Here is a 19,096-nt window from a genome sequence, read left to right as displayed (position 1 = left end):
AACAAGAAAGGCCCCGGCAGCGATGCTGGGGCCTTTTTCGTTGATACGCGGTTACCGCGATCGAGTTCATGCTGGGCCGTCACCTAACGGGATGTGGCTGGCAATCGTGTGCGGAATTGTTCGCCGCCTGAAAGCGTAACTTCCGTCCATGCCTCACTGCTCTCCAGCGGGATCATGCTCACAGCCCGATCGAAGACTCTCCGCGCCTCAACCGGACCATTCGCCGTGATGCAGAGATCGATCTCACCTTCGCGCGCCTGGGGCGATGGACGCTCGGTGAACTCCTGAACATCTGGGCTGTGCTGGAGATACCCGACGATACGTTCATGGCTCTGGAAGTCGGTGCCGCAACAGTAACTTCTAAAGTGGATGGCGACGTCACATGCCCCGGCTGCGACCGATAGTGACGGAAGTGCCAGCGCGCTAAGGATCAGCGCGCTGAACGATCTACCGAGCCCGTTGACGACCATGAGACGCTCCGAAAGCAGCCAAGGGGAAGCCGAGCCGGCATGCGTGCCGGCCGGCTCCCTTTAGGCGGCCAGCTTGTCCCGGAACGCCGCCAGGATCGCATCGCCCATGGCCGCCGTCCCGACCTTCGTCGCGCCGACCGCCATGATGTCGGCGGTGCGGATGCCGCGGCCGAGGACGTCGGCGATCGCCGCCTCCAGCGCGTCGGCCTCCGCGATCATCTGGAAGGAATAGCGCAGGCACATCGCGAACGAGGCGATCATCGCGATCGGGTTGGCCGCGCCGGTGCCGGCGATGTCCGGGGCCGAGCCGTGCACCGGCTCGTAGAGCGCCTTGCGCTTGCCGGTGACCGGGTCCTCGGCGCCGAGCGAGGCCGAGGGCAGCATGCCGAGCGAGCCGGTGAGCATGGCCGCGATGTCCGACAGCATGTCGCCGAAGAGGTTGTCGGTGACGATCACGTCGAACTGCTTCGGCGCCCGCACCAGCTGCATGCCGCCGGCGTCCGCCAGCATGTGCTCGAGCTGCATGTCGGCGAACTCCTCGCGGTGGACGCGGGTGACGACCTCGTTCCACAGGACGCCCGACTTCATGACGTTGCGCTTTTCCATCGACGTCACCTTGCCGCGGCGGGTGCGGGCCAGCACGAAGGCGGCGCGGGCGATGCGCTCGATCTCGTAGGTGTCGTAGACCTGCGTGTCGATGCCGCGCTTCTGGCCGTTGCCGAGGTCGATGATCTCCTTCGGCTCGCCGAAATAGACGCCGCCGGTCAGCTCGCGCAGGATCAGGATGTCGAGACCCTCGATGATCTCCGGCTTCAGTGAGGAAGCGTCCGCGAGCGCGGGATAGCAGATCGCCGGGCGGAGGTTGGCGAAGAGCTTCAGGTCCTTGCGCAGGCGCAGGAGGCCAGCCTCGGGGCGCACGTCGTAGGGCACGGCATCCCATTTCGGGCCGCCGACGGCGCCGAACAGCACGGCGTCGGCGGCAAGCGCCTTCGCCATGGTCCCGTCGCTGACCGCCGCGCCGCAGGCATCATAGGCGACGCCTCCGACGAGTCCCGTCTCAGTGACGAAGCCCGCGCCCGTCGCCTCGTTCATAAAGCCGATCAGCTTCTCGACCTCGGCCATGGCCTCGGGGCCGATGCCGTCGCCGGGCAGCAACAGGAGCGTGCGGGTGGTCATGGGCTTTTCCTCCTTCGATTTCCCGTCTCTGCTAGCGCCGCGGGCGTGACGCCGCAAGGGATCGGCAGTCGCGCGGCCCTGCAAGGCTTCCAGCGACTGGAGTTAACCAATTCACTTCAAAGGCAAAACGCCTCTACATCGCCCTGAATCGACCGCAATTTCTCAACCTTCGCTTAACCCTGCTGGCGGATAACCAAGCCATACGAACGACAAGCCAGTGCGGCTCGAACGGCACGCCTAGCGGGAGAGCATCCCGGGCGGTGGCCGCGCTATGCCGTTGGGAAGAGACGACATGCCCGATTTCATCAGCCAGAAGGCCGCGGACAACCTCGCGATCAGCCTTTGCATCCTCCTCGCCATCCTTGCCTGCCGCTGGGCGGCCGAGTTCTGGATCACCCGCACGACCGACGGCATCGCCGCCCGGCAGCGCCGCTTCACGGTGCGCGCGGTGACCAACATGCTGCTCGCCGTCTGCCTGCTCGGCGTCTGGCTGTCGGAGATCCAGAACCTCGTCTTCTCGCTCGCGGCCGTCATGGTCGCCCTGGTCATCGCGACCAAGGAGCTGCTGATGTGCGTCGCCGGGGCGCTGCTGCGCTTCGGCGGGCATCTGTTCAAGGTCGGCGACCGCATCGAGATGAACGGCATCCACGGCGAGGTCATCGACCACGGCCTGTTCTCGACGACGATCATGGAGACGCCGCCGAACGGGCTCGGCCATGCCGGCACCGGCCGCCGCCTGACCTTGCCGAACAGCCTGTTTCTCGCCTGCCCGGTCCGCGTCGAGGCGCAGCCGCGCCAGTTCGCGCCGCACCGTTTCACCGTGACCCTGGAGCACCCGGCGCCGATCGCCTTCGCCCTGGCGCGGCTGGAAGCGGCCGCCGAGACGGCGCTCGCCGAGGACCGGGAGCGCGCCAGCCGCTTCCACCGCCTCAGCGTCGCCAAGACCGGCGTCGAGATCGCCGGCCCCGGCTTCGAGGTGACGCTCGCCACCTCCGACATCGGCAAGCTGCAGTTTCACGTGATGCTCTACTGCCTCGCCAAGGATGCGCGCGCCCTGCAGCAGGACGTCACCATCGGCTTCCTCACCGATCTCGCCAGCGTCGGCGACCAGCAGCCGGCCAAGTCAAAGGTCACCGACGGCTGGAGCGATCTCGCCCGCAAGCTGCGCGAGCCCCGCACCAACGCCGCCTGAGCGACCTGCCTTAACCGCCGACCAGCGCCCTTCCCTCCCCGTTCAGCCGACCCAGGACCTTGACCATGCCGACCCGCTCCACCGACCGCCGCCCTTCCGGCATCGCCCGCTTCGATCCCGTCCGCGTCGATCCCGCCACCTCCGTCCTCCGCCAGATCGGTGGCACGCGCCTTGCCGACGTCCGGCAGCCTTCGAAGACCGCGCGCCGCGCCGGCCTCTGAGATATTCGCCGCTTGGAGCGGCGGCACGGATCCGGGCGATGACGACGGGGCTTTGCGCCGACGGCAGGGGGCTGCCCGCTGGTCGCGCGTGAAGCCATGCCCTTGCACGGTTCTTTCGGCAGCATAGCTGGAGTGGCAAAGGGCGCCCGCGCGTAGCGGAGCGTCTGCGCCGACCTCGGTCGCCGTTCGAAAGGGAAAGTGCCATGTCCAAGCCGATGAAGATCGATTTCGTCTCCGACGTCTCCTGCCCCTGGTGCATCATCGGCCTGAGAGGGCTGGAGACGGCGCTGGAGCGGGTCGGCGATCTCGTGGCGCCCGAGATCCACTTCCAGCCGTTCGAGCTCAATCCCGCGATGCCGGAAGGCGGCCAGGACATGGCTGAGCATCTCACGGAAAAATACGGCTCGACGCCCGAGCAGTCGGCGGCGAACGGCGAGATGATCCGGGAGCGGGCGGCCGGCGTCGGCTTCACCATGGCGTCGCGGCAAGGTGCCCGGATCTACAACACCTTCGACGCGCACCGCCTGCTGCACTGGGCCGGGCTCGAAGGCCGCCAGCAAGAGCTGAAGCACCAGCTCTTCACCGCCTATTTCACCGACGGACAGGACCCCGGCAATGCAGCCGTGTTGATCGACGCCGCCGGCAAGGCCGGGCTCGACCGGGCCGAAGCCGAGAAGATCCTTGCCGACGGCACCTATGCCGACGAGGTGCGGGCCGCCGAACGCGACTGGCAGGCGAAGGGCATCACCTCGGTGCCCGCGGTGATCGTCAACGACCGCTATCTGATCTCCGGCGGACAGCCGCCGGAGGCTTTCGAGCAGGCGATCCGGACCATCGCCGCGGAAGCCTGAGGGCATCCAAAGCTCTGGTATCGGAGGGCGCCGCCGGCACCCTCCGATACTCGTTACAGCTCGCCCCTCGCCATCCGGCCGGCGATGTGGTCGGCCTGGCGCAGCGCCAGGGCGACGATCGTCAGCGTCGGGTTCTCGGCAGCGCCGGTGGTGAACTGCGAACCGTCGGAGACGAAGAGGTTCGGGATGTCGTGCGTCTGGCCCCAGCGGTTGACGACGCCATCCTTGGCCTTCTCGCTCATCCGGTTGGTCCCCATATTATGGGTCGAGGGATAGGGCGGGGTCTCCACCACGCGCTTGGCGCCGACCGCGTCGTAGATCGCCCGGCCTTGCTGATAGGCGTGGTTGCGCATTGCCGTATCGTTCGCGTGGTCGTCGAAATGGACGCTCGCGACCGGCATGCCGAACTTGTCCTTCTCCTTGCCGTCGAGGGTGATGCGGTTCTCTTCGCGCGGCATGTCCTCGCCGACGATCCAGAGGCCAGCCATGTTCTTGTACTCGTCCATGTCGCCGGCGAACTGCTTGCCCCAGCCGCCGGGATCGAGGAAGGCGGCCATGAACGGGATGCCGAGCGACAGCGTCTCGAACTCGTAGCCGCCGACGAAGCCGCGCGACGTGTCGTGCCGCGCCTCGTCGCGGACGATGCCGGCCATGGTGGTGCCGCGGTACATGTGCACCGGCTTGTCGAAGATCGCGTAGACCGAGCCGGTGGTGTGGCGCATGTAGTTGCGGCCGACCTGGCCGGACGAATTGGCGAGGCCGTCCGGAAACTGCGCCGAGTGCGAGTTGAGGAGGAGACGCGGGCTCTCGATGGAATTGCCGGCGACGGCGACGCCGCGTGCCTTCTGGCGCTGCTCGCGGCCCTCCTTGTCGGCATAGACGACGCCGGTGACCTTGCCCGACGCATCGTGCTCGATGCGCAGGACCTGGCAGTCCGGCCGCACCTCGAGCTTGCCGGTCGCCTCGCCTTTCGGGATCTCGGCGACCAGCGTCGACCATTTCGCGCCGGATTTGCAGCCCTGGAAGCAGAAGCCCATCTGCAGGCAGGACGCCCGCTCGTCGCGCGGCTCGGAGTTGATGGCCATGCGGCCCGTCGAGACCTCCTTGTAGCCGATCTTCTTGGCGCCGGCCTCCAGCACCTTGTAGTTGTTGTTGCCGGGAAGGCCGGGAATGCCGTTGGTCGTGGTCACCCCCATCCGATCCTCGGCCATGGCGTACCAGGGCTCCATCTCCGCCAGCGTCACCGGCCAGTCCAGGAGGTTGGCGCCCTCGACCTCGCCATAATGGGTCTTGGTGCGGAACTCATGGTCCTGGAAGCGCAGCGAGGCGCCGGCCCAGTGCGTCGTCGAGCCGCCGACCGCCTTGACGATCCAGGCCGGCAGGTTCGGAAAGTCCTTCGCGACACGCCAGTCGCCGGTGGTCATCCGCTTGTCGGTCCAGGCCAGCTGCGAGAAGCTCGGCCATTCGTCCTGGATGAAGTCCCAGGTCTCGTGCCGCCCGCCGGCCTCGAGAATGACGGTGTCGATGCCTTTCAGCGCGAGCTGGGTGCCAAGCGTCCCGCCGCCGGCGCCAGAGCCGACGATGACGAAGACGCTGCTGTCGTCGAGCCTGTAGGGTGCTGCCATGCTATCCTCCCGTGTGCCGGATCCCGCCGTTCCCGGCAGGTCCGCGCATCATTGTTCTGATGTTTCGTCGATGGCGGTGCCGGTCGTCCGGCGCTGGCGGTTGCGCCTCAAGCGAGCCAGTCGATGTCGTTGAAGCCGTGCTCGATGTAGCCGCCGCGCGAGGCGACCTCGCCCTCGTAGCCGAAGATCGGCCAGAGCTCCTTCTGGTTGTAGAGGCCGACCACGAGGTTGCCGCGCACCTTCTGGAAGAACGGACCGGCCTGTATCGCCTCGAGCAGTTTCGTGCGGGCCGCCTCGTCCTTCAGGGCAGCGTAGCCCCCGGCGCCGGCCGATTTGTCGAGGGTGGCGACGCCCTTCTCGAGGCTCGCCAGCACCTCGGCATCACCGGCAGCGGCCTTGTCGAGGATCTCGACCGCGGCGGCGTAGTACTTGTCCTCGATTTGGGCGTGCGGATAGGTATCGCGCGACATCTGCACGAGGGTGGCGAAGCTCTCGGGCTTCAGCGCCGTCGGCGTCGCCGCCCACGCCTTGCCGACGAGGCTGCCGCCGGGAAGGATCTGCAAGGCGAGCAGCCCGGCGCCGCCGACCTTCAGGAAGTTGCGCCGCGACATCTGCGGCATCGAGATCTCGTTCATGGTTTCCTCCCGTGATCCCCGCCGGCGCTCTCTGGCGCCTGGCGGGCCGTCTGGCATCTGCGCGTGCCGTCGGCGCGTTGCTGGTTACTGGTATCGGCCGTGCCGCTGCAGCACCTCGATCTTGTAGCCGTCGGGATCCTCGACGAAGAAGAAGCGGGCGATCACCGTGCCGCCCGGTGCGAAATCCTTGAGGTCCTTCGGGCCAAGCCCTGCCGCCTGGAAGCGCGCGTGCTCGGCATCGAGATCGTCGACCGAGAAGGCGAGATGGCCATAGCCGTCGCCGAGGTCGTAGGGCGCGGTGCGGTCCTTGTTGACGGTCAGCTCCAGCTCGAAGCCGGTCTCGGCATTGCTGAGATAGACGAGGGTGAAGGTCTCGAAATCCAGCCGGTCGGCGATCTCGAGCCCGAAGGCGCGGTGGTAGAAATCGAGCGAACGCTGTTCGTCGAGCACCCGGATCATGCTGTGGATGGCTTTGGCCACGTCTTTCCCTCTGTCAGGACCGCCGCAGCGGCCGGATCAATCCGGGAAGAGGGCACGCAACTCAGCCACACCTCAGCCGATACCGGCATCCGCGTTGATGGGTGCCGGCCTGAGGCTCCTCCCGCAGCGCTCGCCGCGAGGGCGGCGCCGTTCTTGGGGAGGAGACTAGAGGGGCTGCGGGAGGCTCTGGTAGTATCCTGATACGACAGGAAAAATCTCGCCGGCGGTCGGGCGGGGCTCAGATCGCCGGACCGGGCTCTTCGGCTCGGGCGAAGCGCAGGTTGCGGCTAGCGCACGAGGCTGAGCTGCGGGGCGGCTCGGCGCGGCTCCGGGCGGGGCGTTCCGGCGACGACGCGCTCGAGGTGCAGCAAGCAGGCACAGCGCAGCAACGAGGCGAAGTTGCGCACTTCGCCGTGAAGGTCGAGCACTTCGCCGTAGAGCTTGGTCAGGAAGCGGGCGAGCGGCATCTTCTCGGCTTCGGCGAGCTCCTCCAGAAGATGCCAGAAGGCCACTTCCAGCCGGATCGACGAGGCGTGTCCGCCCAGCCGCAGCGAGCGGGTCTCGCCCTCGTAGTTTTCCGGCGGTATTCCGGCAAACATCCTGCACATGCCCGCATTCCTCCCCCGACAGCCCTACGACGGCTACCTTCGAATCGTTCCAATAAAGCGCGAAGCGCGCTCGCCTGCAAGGAAGCGATACAGCTGGCAGCAGCCGTGACCGGGCCCGTCAGGCGGGCCCGGTTCTCTGGACCGCGAGGGCGATCAACCGGCCGGTGAGAACCCTTCGATTACCAGCTTGCCGCGGGCGCTGCCGGCCTCGATCATCGCGTGCACGCGGCGAAGGGTCGCTGCATCGATGGGCGAGAATCGCTCGGTCAGCGTGGTGCGGAGCTTTCCCGCATCGACCATCCCCGCCACCTCGTTCAGCAGCACGCCTTGCTCGGCCATGTCGGCGGTCTCGTAGATCGAGCGGGTGTACATCAGCTCCCAGTGCACCGAGACCGACTTAAACTTGAAGCCACCGATGTCGAGCACCTTCGGATCGTCGATCAAGGCAAGGCGTCCCTGTGGGGCGATCAGCTCGGCGATCTCGGCAATATGCTGGTCGGTATGGGTGGTCGAGAACACGAAGGCCGGCGCGCCGATGCCGAGGGCTGCGACCTGTTCGGCCAGCGGCCGGCTGTGGTCGACGACGTGGTGGGCGCCCATTTCGCGCACCCATGCTTCCGTCTCCGGCCGCGAGGCGGTGGCGATGACGGTGAGGCCGGTCAGCGCCCGGGCGATCTGGATGGCGATCGAGGCCACCCCGCCGCCACCGCCGATGATGAGGATGGCCGGCGCCGCGCCCGGCACCGGACGGCGGACGTCGAGCCGCTCGAACAGCGTCTCCCAGGCGGTGATCGCGGTCAGTGGCAACGCGGCGGCTTCGGCCCAGTCGAGCGTCTCGGGCTTGCGGCCGACGATCCGCTCGTCGACGAGATGGAAGGCGGCGTTGGTGCCCGGCCGGCCGAGCGCGCCGGCATAGTAGACCGCATCGCCCGGCTTGAAGGCGGTCACGTCGGGCCCGACGGCCGTGACGGTGCCGCTTGCATCCCAGCCCAGCACCTTCCAGTCACCGTCGGCCGGCTGGCTCGACTTGCGCATCTTGATGTCGATCGGGTTGACCGAGACCGCCCTCACCTCGACGAGAAGGTCACGTCCCGTCGCCGCCGGAACCGGCAGGTCGATGTCGACGAGGGAATCGGCGCGGTCGAGGGCGCCGGCTTGCTGGTATCCGATGGCACGCATGGGGAAGGCTCCTGTGGATCGAAGCCTGGAGATAGTCACCCCATATTAGATAGACAGTACGCACAAGCACCGCCCATAGTACCCAAAAGGATACCGCATGGCCAAGTCACGGCATTCGCGCTTCGACTGCAACCCCGGCTGCTCGGTCGAGGCCGCCATCAGCCTCATCGACGGCAAGTGGAAATGCGTGATCCTGTTTCATCTCGAAGAGGGCACGCTGCGCTTCAACGAGATCCGGCGGCGGATCCCCGGCGTCACCCAACGCATGCTGACCAACCAGCTGCGCGAGCTGGAAGCCGACGGGCTCGTCCACCGGAAGATCTATGCCGAGGTGCCGCCGAAGGTCGAATACAGCCTGTCGCCGCTCGGCCGAAGCCTGTCCCCGGTGCTCGGTGCGCTGAAACACTGGGGCGACGCGCACATCGACCTGTTTGCGGTGAAGGCCGACGAGGCGGCCTGACCCCGAGGCGCAAAGGCGCGAGGGGGGCGGCATGAGCCGAGGCTCACGCCGCGCCGATCCTGCCGCCGCCCGCCGGCCGCCGCCCGAGGCTTTAGGCCCAGGGCCGCGCCTCGGCGTTGCGGGCCTCGAAGCCGGTAATGCTGGCTTCCTTCTCCATGGTCAGCCCGATGTCGTCGAGGCCGTTCAGGAGGCAGTGCTTGCGGAACGGGTCGATGTCGAAGTGGATGGTGCCACCGTCGGGACCGCGGATTTCCTGCGCCTCGAGGTCGATGGAGACGCGGGCATTGGCGCCTCGCTCGGCATCGTCGAGCAGCAGCTCCAGCTGCTCGGGGGTGACGCGGATCGGCAGCACGCCGTTCTTGAAGCAGTTGTTGTAGAAGATGTCGCCGAAGGCGGTCGAGATCACGCAGCGAATGCCGAAGTCGAGCAGCGCCCAGGGGGCATGCTCTCGGCTCGATCCGCAGCCGAAATTGTCGCCGGCGACGAGGATCTCGGCTTGCCGGTAGGCCGGCTTGTTCAGGACGAAATCGGGGTTCTCGCTGCCGTCGCGGTGGTAGCGAAGGTCGGCGAACAGGCCCTTGCCGAGCCCGGTGCGCTGGATCGTCTTCAGATAATCCTTCGGGATGATCATGTCGGTGTCGATGTTGACGATCGCCATCGGCGCGGCGACGCCCGTCAGTTTGTCGAATTTCTGCATGGCCGGCTCCTTCAAGTTGCGCCTTGGTTATCACTTTCGCCGGGCCTTTCAAACTGGCATGCAAGGGGCATGCAGCAACCGCGACGCTCCCTCCTCTTCGTTCCCGCCGCCAATCCGCGGGCCCTGGCAAAATCCGCTGGCCTTGCCGTCGACACGCTGATCTTCGACCTCGAGGATTCCGTCGCGCCGCAGGAGCGGGCGGCGTCGCGGGAGCGGCTGCGGGAGCATCTGGCAGCGCTCGGCACCGAGCCCGGCCAGCCCGAGATCGTGGTGCGGATCAACCGGCTGGAGACGCCGGAGGGCGCCGAGGACCTGTTCATGGCGCGCGGCGCCTGGGTGCGGGCGGGCGGGCGCCCGGCGGTCGACGCGATCCTCCTGCCGAAGGTCGAGGATCCCGCCGAGATCGCCGCTGTCGCCGAGATCCTCGACGCCACCGACGCCCCGGAAAGCCTGCGGCTCTGGGCGATGATCGAGACGCCGCGCGGGCTGCTCGAGGCCGGGCGTATCGCGGCCGCCGGCGGCCGGCTGCAGGCGCTCGTCGCCGGGCCGAACGACATCGTCGCGGCGACCGGCATAAGGCTGTCGCCCGGCCGCCCGGAACTTAGGCCCTATCTCGCCATGATCCTCCTGGCGGCACGGGCGCACGGCCTTGCCGCCCTCGACGGCGTCTACAACGACATCGCCGACGAGGCCGGGCTGGCGGCCGAGTGCGCCGCCGGCCGCGCCATGGGCTTCGACGGCAAGACGCTGATCCATCCCGCCCAGATCACTGCGGCCGACCTTGCTTTCGGCCCCTCGGCCGACGATATCCGGGAAGCGGAGGCGATCGTCGCCGCCTTCGCCAGCCCCGACCATGCGGGCGCCGGCGTCATCCGCCTCGACGGGCGGATGGTCGAACGTCTCCACCTCCACGCGGCCGAGCGGCTGCTGGCACACCGCGATGCGATCGCAAGGAAATTTTCATGAAACTCTACCGCCTGCTGACCGGCCCCGACGATGCCAGCTTCTGCCATAAGGTCTCCGCCGCGCTCGACAAGGGCTGGGAGCTGCACGGGAGCCCGAGCTACGCCTTCGACCAGGCCGCAAATGGCATGCGCTGCGGCCAGGCGGTGGTGAAGGAACTCTACGGCCAGAGCTATGATCCCGCGATGAAGCTTGGCGACCACTAAGCCGGCAAACCTCCTGCGGCGGGCCGCGGCCTTCGGGGCCGGCGGCCTGCTGACGCTCACCGGTGCCGGCGTGCTGGCGCTCGCCCTCGGCGTGCTCGTGCCCGTCGTGGGAACGCCTGGAGCGGGCGCCGCAGGAGTAGGCGGCCGCCACACCGTGCTGGTCCTGTCGAACCCCATCCACACCGACATCGCGTTGCCCGCCGAGCCCGCGGTCCGCCAGCGCTTCGGCTTCCTCGCCGAGCCGCTCGGGCCGCCCGACCCCGATTTTCCCGCCGATGCCGGCCTGCCGCTGGAGCGCGCCGATGTCGGCAGCATCGTCGTCGGCTGGGGCGGCCGCAGCTTCTATACCGCGACGCCGACCTGGGCGGACCTGAAGCCCGGCCCCGTGCTGCGCTCCTTCACCGGCGATGCCTCGGTGCTGCACCTCGAGCTTGCCGGACCGATCGGCCCCGGCACTGAAGGCGTGCGCGCCTACACGCTCGGCGACGCGGCCTTCGAGCGGATGCTGGACTACATCGAGGCGAGTTTTCGCCGCGATGACGCCGGCCGGCCGATCGCCATTCCCGGCACCGCCTACGGCGCCTTCGACCGCTTCTTCGAGGCGGAAGGCCGCTTCACCGCCTTTGCCGGCTGCAACGCCTGGACCGCCCGCGCCTTGCGCGCCGCCGGCATCACCACCGGCCTCTGGACCCCGCTGCCGCAGACGCTGGCCTGGTCGCTGGACCTGCACGGGTGAGCGTGAAATGCTTGACCCCTTGTCGTCGATGGGCGACAATCCGGGATGGAGATTTTGCGTCTTCCCGAGTTCGACAAATGGCTTGCCGGACTTCAGGATGATACCGCTGTCATCCGGATCATCCAGCGACTGGACCGTCTTCAACACGGCAACCCGGGTGATCACAAATACATAGGACGTGGCGTCTTGGAGCTTCGGATCTCCCATGGCCCCGGCTATCGCCTGTATTATGTCCAAAGGGGCGACGTGCTGGTGGTTCTGCTCTGTGGTGGTGACAAATCGAGCCAGGCAACGGACATTCGCAAGGCGCATGCGCTGGCAGAGAGGCTCTGACATGACCGATAAGATCGACCTCAGCGCCCTGCCACGCTTCGATGCGGCCGACTATCTGACGACGCCGAAGCGGCAGGCGGACTATCTGTCGCAAGCCTTGGAAGACGGCGACGATGCGGAAATCCGCCGCGCTTTGGGCGCCATCGCGCGCGCGCGCGGCATGACAGGCTTGGCAGAGGCGACTGCCATGAACCGCCAAAGCCTCTACGTCGCCCTCAGTGATCAAGGAAACCCGGCCTTCTCGACCGTGACGAAACTCGTCAGGGCCATGGGCCTGAAGCTGACAGTGCAGCCGCAGTAGCTACAGTCGCTACCCCGCCTTCGCCTCCAGGCTCTCCATGTCGTCGTCGGACAGGCCGAAATGGTGGCCGATCTCGTGGATCAGCACGTGCGCGACGAGGGTGCCGAGGCTTTCTTCGTGCTCCGACCAGTAGTCGAGAATCGGCCGGCGGTAGAGCAGGATGCGGTTCGGCATCATGCCGGTGCCGCCGAGGTCGAAATCGGCGACCGGCCGCCCCTCGAACAGGCCGAGAATGTCGAAGGCGCTTTCCAGCCCCATCTCCTCCACCACCGCGTCCTCGGGAAAATCGGCGACGTAGAACTGGATCTCGCCCGATAGCTTGCGGAACTCGGCCGGCAGGTTGGCATAGGCCTCCAGCGCCAGCGCCTCGATCTCGTCGAGACTCGGCGCCATCCGCCGTCCCCAGTCGCCCGTCTGATCCAGCTTGGCCATTCCGATTCCCCTGCCTGTCCCGGCAGAGATAGGTCACGTTCCGGTGGTGTGCGAGGGTTTTCGCGATGCGGCCGCCCGGCGGCAGGATTGACAGGCGGAAGGGCTAATTTCCGGGCTCCGGAGCCCTTCCACGAGCCTTCGGCCAGCCAACCCGCCTATAGGACGAATATCCTTAATATTCAGGATATCCAACAGTTTGTGGCGCAGACTGAATCACATCAAGGAAGATAGTCCACAAAAAGACTCCGCTTGACTCTCAAGGGCCCCTCTGGAATCCATAGGAACATACAGGGAACAACGTCCCTTGTGAGGGAACGGATGCTCTCCGGGAGAGAGCGGGAACGACCAGGCATGCGTCTGGCCGAGGGAGATTGTCATGCCGAAAACCCCGCTTCTTCCCGGCCGGACCGCCACGGCCGCGACGCTGGCCGACCTGCAGGAGCGCATTGCCCGGATCGAGGGACGCCCGTTGCACCGGCTGGTGCCGGCGACGGGGCCGGCGCGGCCGGACGGGCTGCGCACCGGGCCACCCGCACAGGTCCCCAGCCCGGCGGTGGCCAGCGACGCGGCGGCGTCGGCGCGGCCGGCCGGACCAGGGGCGGCTCCAGCAGCTCCGGCGGCATCGGACGAGGCCGCCGGGCTAGGCTTTGCCGGCCTGACCGCCAGCCTGCGCCAGCCCGGACTGACCGAGATCCATGTCGACGACACCCGCGGCAGCGGCAGCGGCGCCGGTTTCGTGCTGGCGCTGGCCGTGCTGTTCGGCGCGCGGGCCGGCCGGCCGGCGCTGTGGATCGGCGCCAATCTCGGCTTTTCCGAGGGCGGGATGCCGTATCTCCCCGGCATTTCAGGCCACGGGCTCACGGCCGGCGCTCTGCTTCTGGTGCGCACCCGCCGGCTGGAGGAAGCGATCTGGGCCGGCGAGGAGGCCGCCCGTTCGGCCGCCGCCGCGCTGACCATTCTGGAGGTCCGCGGCAATCCCGGCCGGCTGGGGCTGGAGGGAACGCGCCGGCTGCACGTGCGGGCACGCGACGCCGGCACGCCGCTTCTCCTACTGCGCCAGAGCGGCCGGGCCGAGGCCACCGCCGCACCGCTCCGGCTGCGCATCGCGCCCGCACCCGCCGCGGATGTCACCGGGATCGGCGACGGCGCGAAACTCATCGGCCACCCCGTCTTTGCCATCACCGTCGAGAAATCCCGCGACGGCCGCCCGTACCACCTGCTCCTGGAATGGAACCCGCATGAACGCCGTTTTCAAGCACCCGCCGAGCCGCATTCTCGCGATCGCGCTACCCTTCCTGTCGACCGACCGGATCCGGCGCGACCAGCTGGGACGCTCCTGGCGCTCCGCCGCGCTTCCTGAGGCCAGCGGTCCCGCGCCGCGGCGGGCTAGCCCCGAGCGGCCAAACGCCGGAACGCCGACGGACAAGGCGGACGGGCCGGCGCCGCTGGTGCTCTACGAGCGCCTTGCCCAGGCCGACCGCATCTCGGCGCTCTGCGAACAGGCGGCGGCACTCGGCCTGCAACGGGGACTTGGCCTTGCCGAAGCGCGCGCCCGGTTTCCGGGTCTCGACATCCAGCCCGCCGACCCCGCCGCCGATCGGCGCCTGCTCGCCGCCATCGCCGACTGGTGCGACCGCTACACGCCGCTGGTGGCGCTCGATGCGCCGCGCGGCCTGCTGCTCGACATTTCCGGTTGCGCGCATCTCTTCGGCGGCGAGGCGGCGTTGCGCGACGATCTCGCCGGCCGCCTGACGCGCCAAGGATTTGCCGGCGCCACGGCGATCGCCCGGCAGGCCGGCACGGCCTTGGCACTGGTCGACGGCGCGCCCGGCAGCCAGATCGAGCCGGGCGGCGAGGCCGAAGCGCTGGCCCCGCTGTCGATCCGCACGCTGCGGCTCGCAAGCGATCTCGCCGCGATGCTGGAGCGGCTCGGCCTGAAGACCATCGGGGACATCGCGGCGCTGCCCCGCGCCAGCCTCACCCGCCGCTTCGGCGCCGAGCTTCTGGAGCGGCTGGATGCCGCCATGGGCACCTTGCGCCGGCCGATCAGCCCACGGCTCGCCATTCCCGCTTTGATCGCCGAGCGGCGCTTTGCCGAGCCGATCAGCCAGGTCGAGGACATCCAGCGCATCATCCTGCTCCTTGCCGACCGGCTGGCGGTGATGCTGGAGAAGCGCGGCGAAGGCGCCCGCCAGCTGGAACTGGCGCTGTTCCGGGTCGACGGCGCGGTGGAGCGGCTCGCCGTCTCGGCCTCGGCGCCGATCCGTGCGACAGCCCGCATCGGCGCCCTCTTCCGCGAGCGGCTGAAGGGGTTCGGCGACGAGCGCGACATCGGCTTCGGCTACGATCTCGTCCGCCTCTCCGTCGTAAAAGCCGAGGCGATGGCCGAGTGCCAGGCGGACCTTGCGCCGCCGAGCGCGGCGACCGGCGACCTGCAGGGCTTGATCGACCGCATCGGTGCCCGGCTCGGGGAGAGCGCCGTGCTCGGCATGGAGCCGGTCGACAGCCACTGGCCGGAGCGCGCCATGCGCCTCGCCCCGATCATCTCGGCCCCGGCGTCTGCGGTGGCCTCGAAAACTGCGCCCGCCGCGACGCCCGTCTCGGTCGCAGGCCGGGCGATTCCCACCGGCAGCCGCAGCGAAACCCGGCCGCCGCGGCAACCGGAGACGGCGATCGTCTCGCACCTCTTCGACGGGCTGCGGCCGGTGCGGCTGCTGCCGGTGCCCGAACCGGTGGAGGCGACCTTTGCCGTGCCCGACGGCGTGCCGCTGAATTTTCGCTGGCGCCGGGCGCTGCACGTCGTGCGCAAGTTCGAGGGGCCGGAGCGGATCGCGCCGGAGTGGTGGCGCGGCGAGGCCGAGCGGACGCGCGACTATTTCCGCATCGAGGATGCCGATGGCCGCCGCTACTGGCTGTTCCGCAAGGGTTTCTTCGGCGAGGTGGTGGACGAGGCGATCCCCGTACCGCCCGTCGCGTCCTGGTATCTGCACGGGATCTTCGCGTGATGGCCTCCCGGCCGAGCCTTTCCGGCTTTGCCGAGCTCGGCGTCGCCAGCAATTTCTCGTTCCTGCGCGGCGCCTCGCAGCCGCAGGAACTGGTGCTGGCGGCGCAGGGCCGCGGCCTTGCCGGCATCGGCCTCGCCGACCGCAACACCGTCGCCGGCGTGGTGCGCGGCTACCAGGCCGCGCGGGAGGCAGGGTTCCGCTTCGCGCCCGGCGCGCGGCTGGTGTTTCGCGACGGCACCCCGGACATCCTGGCCTATCCCCGCGACCGCGCCGGCTGGGGCAGGCTCTGCCGGCTCCTGACGACCGGCAATCTGCGGGCGGAAAAGGGCAGCTGCGACCTCGACATCGCGGACCTCCTGGAATGGGGCGAAGGGCTAAATCTTGCCGTCCTCGCGCCTCCAGGCCTTGGCGATCTCGATACCATCGCCGCGGAAGCGGCGATGGCGGCGACGCGCGCCCTCCTGCTGCCCCTGGCGCAGAAGTTTCCGGGCGCGGTGCGGCTGGCTCTGACGCCTTGCCATGATGGCGCCGACGCCCGCCGGATCGGCCGCGCCGCGGATCTTGCAAAGTCATGCCGAACGCCGCTTCTCGCCACCAATGACGTCTATTATCACGCGCCTGACCGGCGCCGGATGCAGGACGTGATGACGGCGATCCGCTGCCACGTGCCGCTGGCCGAAGCCGGGTTCCTGCTGGCGAGAAATGCTGAGCGACACATCAAGTCGGCGGCCGAGATGGCGGACCTGTTCCGCGACCATCCGCAGGCGGTCACGGAAAGCTTGCGCTTCCTTGGCGAGCTGCAGTTCGACCTGAAGAGCCTGAAATACGAATATCCCGACGAGGCGCTGAAGCTCGCCCGCACCCCGGCGGAAGAGCTGCGCCTGCTGGCCCATGCCGGCGCAAAATGGCGCTATCCCCGGGGCGTACCACAAAAAGCGCTCGACCAGATCGCGCATGAATTGGCGATCATCCGGAAGAAGCAATACGAGCCATATTTCCTCACCGTCCACCGCATCGTGCTGGCGGCGCGCGGGATGGGCATTCTCTGCCAGGGGCGTGGCTCGGCGGCGAACTCGACCGTCTGCTACTGCCTCGGCATCACCGAGGTCGATCCCGAGATCACCGGCCTGCTGTTCGAGCGCTTCATCTCGGAAGACCGCGACGAACCGCCGGACATCGACATCGACTTCGAGCACGAGCGGCGCGACGAGATCATCAACTGGATCTACCAGGAGTACGGCCGCGACAACGCCGCGATCGCCGCCACCGTGATCACCTACCGCGCCCGCTCGGCGGCGCGCGAGGTCGGCAAGGCCTTCGGCCTGTCGGACGATGCGGTCTCGGCGCTGTCCGGCTCGATCTGGGGCTATTCCTCGGGCGATCTCGGCGCGCGCGAGGCCGCCGCCGCGGGCCTTGCCGCCACCGATCCGACCACGGCCAACGTCCTGTCCTTCGCGTCGGAACTGATGGGGTTTCCACGCCACCTGTCGCAGCATGTCGGTGGCTTCGTGCTGACGCGGGGGCGGATCGACGAGACGGTGCCGGTGCTCAACACCGGCAATAAAGGGCGGATCATCGTCGAATGGGACAAGGACGATCTCGACGAGCTCGACATCCTCAAGATCGATATCCTGGCGCTCGGCATGCTCTCCTGCCTCCGGCGCGGCTTCGACATGCTGCGACTGCATTACGGCGAGGACTACACGCTGGCGACCCTGCCGCAGGAGAAGCCGGACGAGCCGACCTGGCAGATGACGCACCGGGCCGACACGCTCGGCGTCTTCCAGATCGAATCCCGGGCGCAGATGACCATGCTGCCGAAGCTTCGGCCGAACTGTTTCTACGACCTCGTCATCGAGGTGGCGATCGTCCGGCCCGGCCCGATCCAGGGCGACATGGTGCATCCCTATCTGAAGCGACGGATGGGGCTGGAGAAGCCGGTCTACGAGAGCCCGCAGCTCTACGAGGTGCTGAAGCGGACGCTCGGCGTGCCGCTGTTCCAGGAACAGGCGATGCAGATCGCCATCGTCGCCGCCGGCTTCACCCCGAGCGAGGCCGACCAGCTGCGCCGGGCGATGGCGACGTTCAAGCGCTCCGGCAAGCTCTCGACCTTCAAGGAGAAGATGATCGACGGCATGGTCGGCCGGAACTACACAAGGGAGTTCGCCGAGCGCTGCTTCCGGCAGATCGAGGGGTTCGGCGAATACGGCTTTCCGGAAAGCCACGCCGCCTCCTTCTCGCTGCTGGTCTACGCCTCGTGCTGGATGAAGTGCCACTATCCCGACGTGTTCGCCGCCTCCTTGCTCAACGCCCAGCCGATGGGCTTCTACGCCCCCGCGCAGATCGTCCGGGACGTCCGCGATCACGGCGTCGAGGTGCGCGCGGTGGACGTCAACCGTTCCGACTGGGACTGCACGCTGGAAGAGGCGCCGTTCGATGCGTCGAGGCTGCAGCGCCGGCATTCTGAAATGCGGGACGCGATCAAGACGACGCGCGCCGTGCGGCTCGGCTTCCGGCAGGTGAAGGGGCTGTCGGAGGCGGAGATGGCACGGCTGGTCGACATCCGCGCGGCGTCCGGGCGTTTCGATTCCGTCCGCGATCTCTGGCTGCGCTCGGGCCTCGACCGTGGCGCGATGGAGCGGCTGGCCGATGCCGACGCCTTTGCCGGGCTCGGCCTGTCGCGCCGCGACGCGCTCTGGGCGGCGCAGGCGCTCGACCCGAAGGGCGCCGCCGAACGGCTGCCGCTGTTCGAGAGCGCCGCGGCCGAGGACCTGCAGAAGGAGCCGGACGCTGCGCTGCCGCCGATGCCGATGGGCGAGGAGGTGATCAACGACTACCGCTTCATCTCGCTGTCGCTGAAGGCGCACCCCGTCTCCTTCGTCCGCGAGACCTTGCGGCGGCAGAGGGTGCTGACCAACCAGACGCTGGAAACGCTGCCCTCGGGGCGGCGCGTCACCGTCTCGGGCCTCGTCCTGGTGCGGCAGCGGCCGGGCTCGGCGAAGGGCGTGATCTTCATGACCATCGAGGACGAGACCGGGGTGGCCAACATCATCGTCTGGCCGAAAGTGTTCGAACGGCTGCGGCCGATCGTGCTCGGCGCCCGCTTCGTCAAGGTTACCGGCCGGATGCAGTCCGACCGCGGCGTCATCCATGTCGTCGCCGACGAGATCGAGGACCTCACCGGCCTCCTGATGCACATCGCGACCGGCGGGCTCGACACCGCCAGCCATATGGCGCCGGCCGACCATGTCCGCAGTCCGCTGCGGCCCGGCCCGGTCAAGCGGCGGGACGGCGGCAGCCTGCCGCCCAGCCCCGAGAACACGCTCGGCGGCCTGCTGTCGCGCGCCGACGAGGTCCGCCGGCCGATCGACGAGGGGCGCCTGCACCGGCGGCGTCTCGACGAACTCCGCAAGGCGGTATGGCGGGAGTCGGGAGAGCCTGCCTTGCCGGCGGACTACGCCCACGTCGCCCCCGACCGGGCGGTGCGCGCGGTGCTGCCGAGAGGCCGGAACTTCCAGTGAGGGCG

The 19,096-nt window shown here is 68.4% G+C and carries 21 protein-coding genes; 12 read left to right on the top strand and 9 right to left on the bottom strand.

Annotation, left to right across the window (positions count from 1 at the left end; translation table 11 throughout):
* Window positions 1-83 precede the first annotated feature (83 nt).
* Complete coding sequence (locus ACZL02_RS19820; protein ID WP_472940620.1) at window positions 84-470, bottom strand: hypothetical protein; 387 nt, start codon at window positions 468-470, stop codon at window positions 84-86.
* Between the two features lie 60 nt (window positions 471-530).
* Window positions 531-1,646, bottom strand: coding sequence for a 3-isopropylmalate dehydrogenase (leuB, locus tag ACZL02_RS19815; RefSeq protein ID WP_472940619.1), 1,116 nt, complete (start codon window positions 1,644-1,646; stop codon window positions 531-533).
* Between the two features lie 292 nt (window positions 1,647-1,938).
* Here leuB and ACZL02_RS19810 point away from each other — a divergent pair, with 292 nt between their 5' ends.
* From ACZL02_RS19810 to ACZL02_RS19800, 3 genes are all read left to right on the top strand, one after another.
* Complete coding sequence (locus ACZL02_RS19810) at window positions 1,939-2,838, top strand: mechanosensitive ion channel family protein (protein ID WP_472940618.1); 900 nt, start codon at window positions 1,939-1,941, stop codon at window positions 2,836-2,838.
* A 65-nt stretch (window positions 2,839-2,903) separates the two neighbouring features.
* Entirely contained in the window at window positions 2,904-3,059 is a 156-nt protein-coding gene (locus tag ACZL02_RS19805; RefSeq protein WP_472940617.1) for a hypothetical protein, read from the top strand.
* 203 nt (window positions 3,060-3,262) lie between these two features.
* On the top strand, window positions 3,263-3,910 hold the full coding sequence (locus ACZL02_RS19800) for a DsbA family oxidoreductase (protein WP_472940616.1): 648 nt from the start codon (window positions 3,263-3,265) through the stop codon (window positions 3,908-3,910).
* Between the two features lie 53 nt (window positions 3,911-3,963).
* On the opposite strand, the gene ACZL02_RS19795 is transcribed toward ACZL02_RS19800, so the two are convergent.
* The 5 genes from ACZL02_RS19795 to ACZL02_RS19775 form a co-directional block, all read right to left on the bottom strand.
* Window positions 3,964-5,535 carry a GMC family oxidoreductase gene (locus ACZL02_RS19795; RefSeq protein WP_472940615.1) on the bottom strand — a complete coding sequence of 524 codons (1,572 nt, stop codon included), beginning with the start codon at window positions 5,533-5,535 and terminating at the stop codon, window positions 3,964-3,966.
* A gap of 107 nt (window positions 5,536-5,642) precedes the next feature.
* Window positions 5,643-6,170, bottom strand: a complete 528-nt coding sequence (locus ACZL02_RS19790) for a gluconate 2-dehydrogenase subunit 3 family protein (RefSeq protein WP_472940614.1) — start codon at window positions 6,168-6,170, stop codon at window positions 5,643-5,645.
* A gap of 84 nt (window positions 6,171-6,254) precedes the next feature.
* Entirely contained in the window at window positions 6,255-6,650 is a 396-nt protein-coding gene (locus ACZL02_RS19785; protein ID WP_472940613.1) for a VOC family protein, read from the bottom strand.
* 287 nt (window positions 6,651-6,937) lie between these two features.
* A complete protein-coding gene (locus ACZL02_RS19780; RefSeq protein ID WP_472940612.1) occupies window positions 6,938-7,258 on the bottom strand; it encodes a ribbon-helix-helix domain-containing protein in 321 nt (106 codons plus the stop codon).
* Between the two features lie 153 nt (window positions 7,259-7,411).
* Entirely contained in the window at window positions 7,412-8,437 is a 1,026-nt protein-coding gene (locus ACZL02_RS19775) for a zinc-binding alcohol dehydrogenase family protein (protein WP_472940610.1), read from the bottom strand.
* Window positions 8,438-8,534: 97 nt separating this feature from the next.
* Between ACZL02_RS19775 and ACZL02_RS19770 the strand changes: the two genes are divergently transcribed.
* Complete coding sequence (locus ACZL02_RS19770; RefSeq protein ID WP_472940609.1) at window positions 8,535-8,897, top strand: winged helix-turn-helix transcriptional regulator; 363 nt, start codon at window positions 8,535-8,537, stop codon at window positions 8,895-8,897.
* 91 nt (window positions 8,898-8,988) lie between these two features.
* Here ACZL02_RS19770 and leuD read toward each other — a convergent pair whose 3' ends face one another.
* Window positions 8,989-9,594, bottom strand: coding sequence for a 3-isopropylmalate dehydratase small subunit (leuD, locus tag ACZL02_RS19765; RefSeq protein WP_472940608.1), 606 nt, complete (start codon window positions 9,592-9,594; stop codon window positions 8,989-8,991).
* Between the two features lie 69 nt (window positions 9,595-9,663).
* Here leuD and ACZL02_RS19760 point away from each other — a divergent pair, with 69 nt between their 5' ends.
* From ACZL02_RS19760 to ACZL02_RS19740, 5 genes are read left to right on the top strand one after another with little or no spacing between them, the layout of a single operon-like run.
* A complete protein-coding gene (locus tag ACZL02_RS19760) occupies window positions 9,664-10,560 on the top strand; it encodes an HpcH/HpaI aldolase/citrate lyase family protein (RefSeq protein WP_472940607.1) in 897 nt (298 codons plus the stop codon).
* Complete coding sequence (locus ACZL02_RS19755) at window positions 10,557-10,763, top strand: DUF1737 domain-containing protein (protein ID WP_472935405.1); 207 nt, start codon at window positions 10,557-10,559, stop codon at window positions 10,761-10,763. Before ACZL02_RS19760 ends, ACZL02_RS19755 begins: the two co-directional genes overlap by 4 nt.
* Window positions 10,750-11,499 (top strand): TIGR02117 family protein, encoded by a 750-nt coding sequence (locus ACZL02_RS19750; RefSeq protein ID WP_472940606.1) that lies wholly within the window; start codon window positions 10,750-10,752, stop codon window positions 11,497-11,499. Before ACZL02_RS19755 ends, ACZL02_RS19750 begins: the two co-directional genes overlap by 14 nt.
* A 45-nt stretch (window positions 11,500-11,544) precedes the next feature.
* On the top strand, window positions 11,545-11,832 hold the full coding sequence (locus ACZL02_RS19745) for a type II toxin-antitoxin system RelE/ParE family toxin (RefSeq protein ID WP_472940605.1): 288 nt from the start codon (window positions 11,545-11,547) through the stop codon (window positions 11,830-11,832).
* Window position 11,833: 1 nt separating this feature from the next.
* Complete coding sequence (locus ACZL02_RS19740) at window positions 11,834-12,133, top strand: addiction module antidote protein (protein WP_472940604.1); 300 nt, start codon at window positions 11,834-11,836, stop codon at window positions 12,131-12,133.
* 9 nt (window positions 12,134-12,142) lie between these two features.
* Here ACZL02_RS19740 and ACZL02_RS19735 read toward each other — a convergent pair whose 3' ends face one another.
* Entirely contained in the window at window positions 12,143-12,565 is a 423-nt protein-coding gene (locus tag ACZL02_RS19735; protein WP_472935402.1) for a metallopeptidase family protein, read from the bottom strand.
* A gap of 376 nt (window positions 12,566-12,941) precedes the next feature.
* Here ACZL02_RS19735 and ACZL02_RS19730 point away from each other — a divergent pair, with 376 nt between their 5' ends.
* The 3 genes from ACZL02_RS19730 (at window position 12,942) to ACZL02_RS19720 (ending at window position 19,091) form a co-directional block, all read left to right on the top strand.
* Window positions 12,942-13,925 (top strand): ImuA family protein, encoded by a 984-nt coding sequence (locus ACZL02_RS19730; RefSeq protein ID WP_472940603.1) that lies wholly within the window; start codon window positions 12,942-12,944, stop codon window positions 13,923-13,925.
* Between the two features lie 88 nt (window positions 13,926-14,013).
* A complete protein-coding gene (locus ACZL02_RS19725) occupies window positions 14,014-15,570 on the top strand; it encodes a Y-family DNA polymerase (protein ID WP_472940799.1) in 1,557 nt (518 codons plus the stop codon).
* Window positions 15,570-19,091 carry an error-prone DNA polymerase gene (locus ACZL02_RS19720; RefSeq protein WP_472940602.1) on the top strand — a complete coding sequence of 1,174 codons (3,522 nt, stop codon included), beginning with the start codon at window positions 15,570-15,572 and terminating at the stop codon, window positions 19,089-19,091. The genes ACZL02_RS19725 and ACZL02_RS19720 overlap by 1 nt, the downstream gene beginning before the upstream one ends.
* Window positions 19,092-19,096 lie beyond the last annotated feature (5 nt).

The organism is Mesocryomonas fontinalis (genome assembly GCF_055730125.2).
Note: the sequence above shows the minus strand (reverse complement) of the source record. Positions and strands in the feature narration are given on the sequence as shown.

Bases quoted from the DNA above. Each gene is read 5' to 3' on its own strand.
- ACZL02_RS19820 (WP_472940620.1), bottom strand. From the start codon at position 470: ATGGTCGTCAACGGGCTCGGTAGATCGTTCAGCGCGCTGATCCTTAGC.
- ACZL02_RS19800 (WP_472940616.1), top strand. From the start codon at position 3,263: ATGTCCAAGCCGATGAAGATCGATTTCGTCTCCGACGTCTCCTGCCCC.
- leuD (WP_472940608.1), bottom strand. From the start codon at position 9,594: ATGCAGAAATTCGACAAACTGACGGGCGTCGCCGCGCCGATGGCGATC.
- ACZL02_RS19720 (WP_472940602.1), top strand. From the start codon at position 15,570: ATGGCCTCCCGGCCGAGCCTTTCCGGCTTTGCCGAGCTCGGCGTCGCC.
- ACZL02_RS19740 (WP_472940604.1), top strand. From the start codon at position 11,834: ATGACCGATAAGATCGACCTCAGCGCCCTGCCACGCTTCGATGCGGCC.
- ACZL02_RS19810 (WP_472940618.1), top strand. From the start codon at position 1,939: ATGCCCGATTTCATCAGCCAGAAGGCCGCGGACAACCTCGCGATCAGC.
- ACZL02_RS19775 (WP_472940610.1), bottom strand. From the start codon at position 8,437: ATGCGTGCCATCGGATACCAGCAAGCCGGCGCCCTCGACCGCGCCGAT.
- ACZL02_RS19770 (WP_472940609.1), top strand. From the start codon at position 8,535: ATGGCCAAGTCACGGCATTCGCGCTTCGACTGCAACCCCGGCTGCTCG.
- ACZL02_RS19745 (WP_472940605.1), top strand. From the start codon at position 11,545: ATGGAGATTTTGCGTCTTCCCGAGTTCGACAAATGGCTTGCCGGACTT.
- ACZL02_RS19795 (WP_472940615.1), bottom strand. From the start codon at position 5,535: ATGGCAGCACCCTACAGGCTCGACGACAGCAGCGTCTTCGTCATCGTC.
- ACZL02_RS19735 (WP_472935402.1), bottom strand. From the start codon at position 12,565: ATGGCCAAGCTGGATCAGACGGGCGACTGGGGACGGCGGATGGCGCCG.
- ACZL02_RS19790 (WP_472940614.1), bottom strand. From the start codon at position 6,170: ATGAACGAGATCTCGATGCCGCAGATGTCGCGGCGCAACTTCCTGAAG.
- ACZL02_RS19730 (WP_472940603.1), top strand. From the start codon at position 12,942: ATGCCGAAAACCCCGCTTCTTCCCGGCCGGACCGCCACGGCCGCGACG.
- ACZL02_RS19780 (WP_472940612.1), bottom strand. From the start codon at position 7,258: ATGTGCAGGATGTTTGCCGGAATACCGCCGGAAAACTACGAGGGCGAG.
- ACZL02_RS19805 (WP_472940617.1), top strand. From the start codon at position 2,904: ATGCCGACCCGCTCCACCGACCGCCGCCCTTCCGGCATCGCCCGCTTC.
- leuB (WP_472940619.1), bottom strand. From the start codon at position 1,646: ATGACCACCCGCACGCTCCTGTTGCTGCCCGGCGACGGCATCGGCCCC.
- ACZL02_RS19755 (WP_472935405.1), top strand. From the start codon at position 10,557: ATGAAACTCTACCGCCTGCTGACCGGCCCCGACGATGCCAGCTTCTGC.
- ACZL02_RS19760 (WP_472940607.1), top strand. From the start codon at position 9,664: ATGCAGCAACCGCGACGCTCCCTCCTCTTCGTTCCCGCCGCCAATCCG.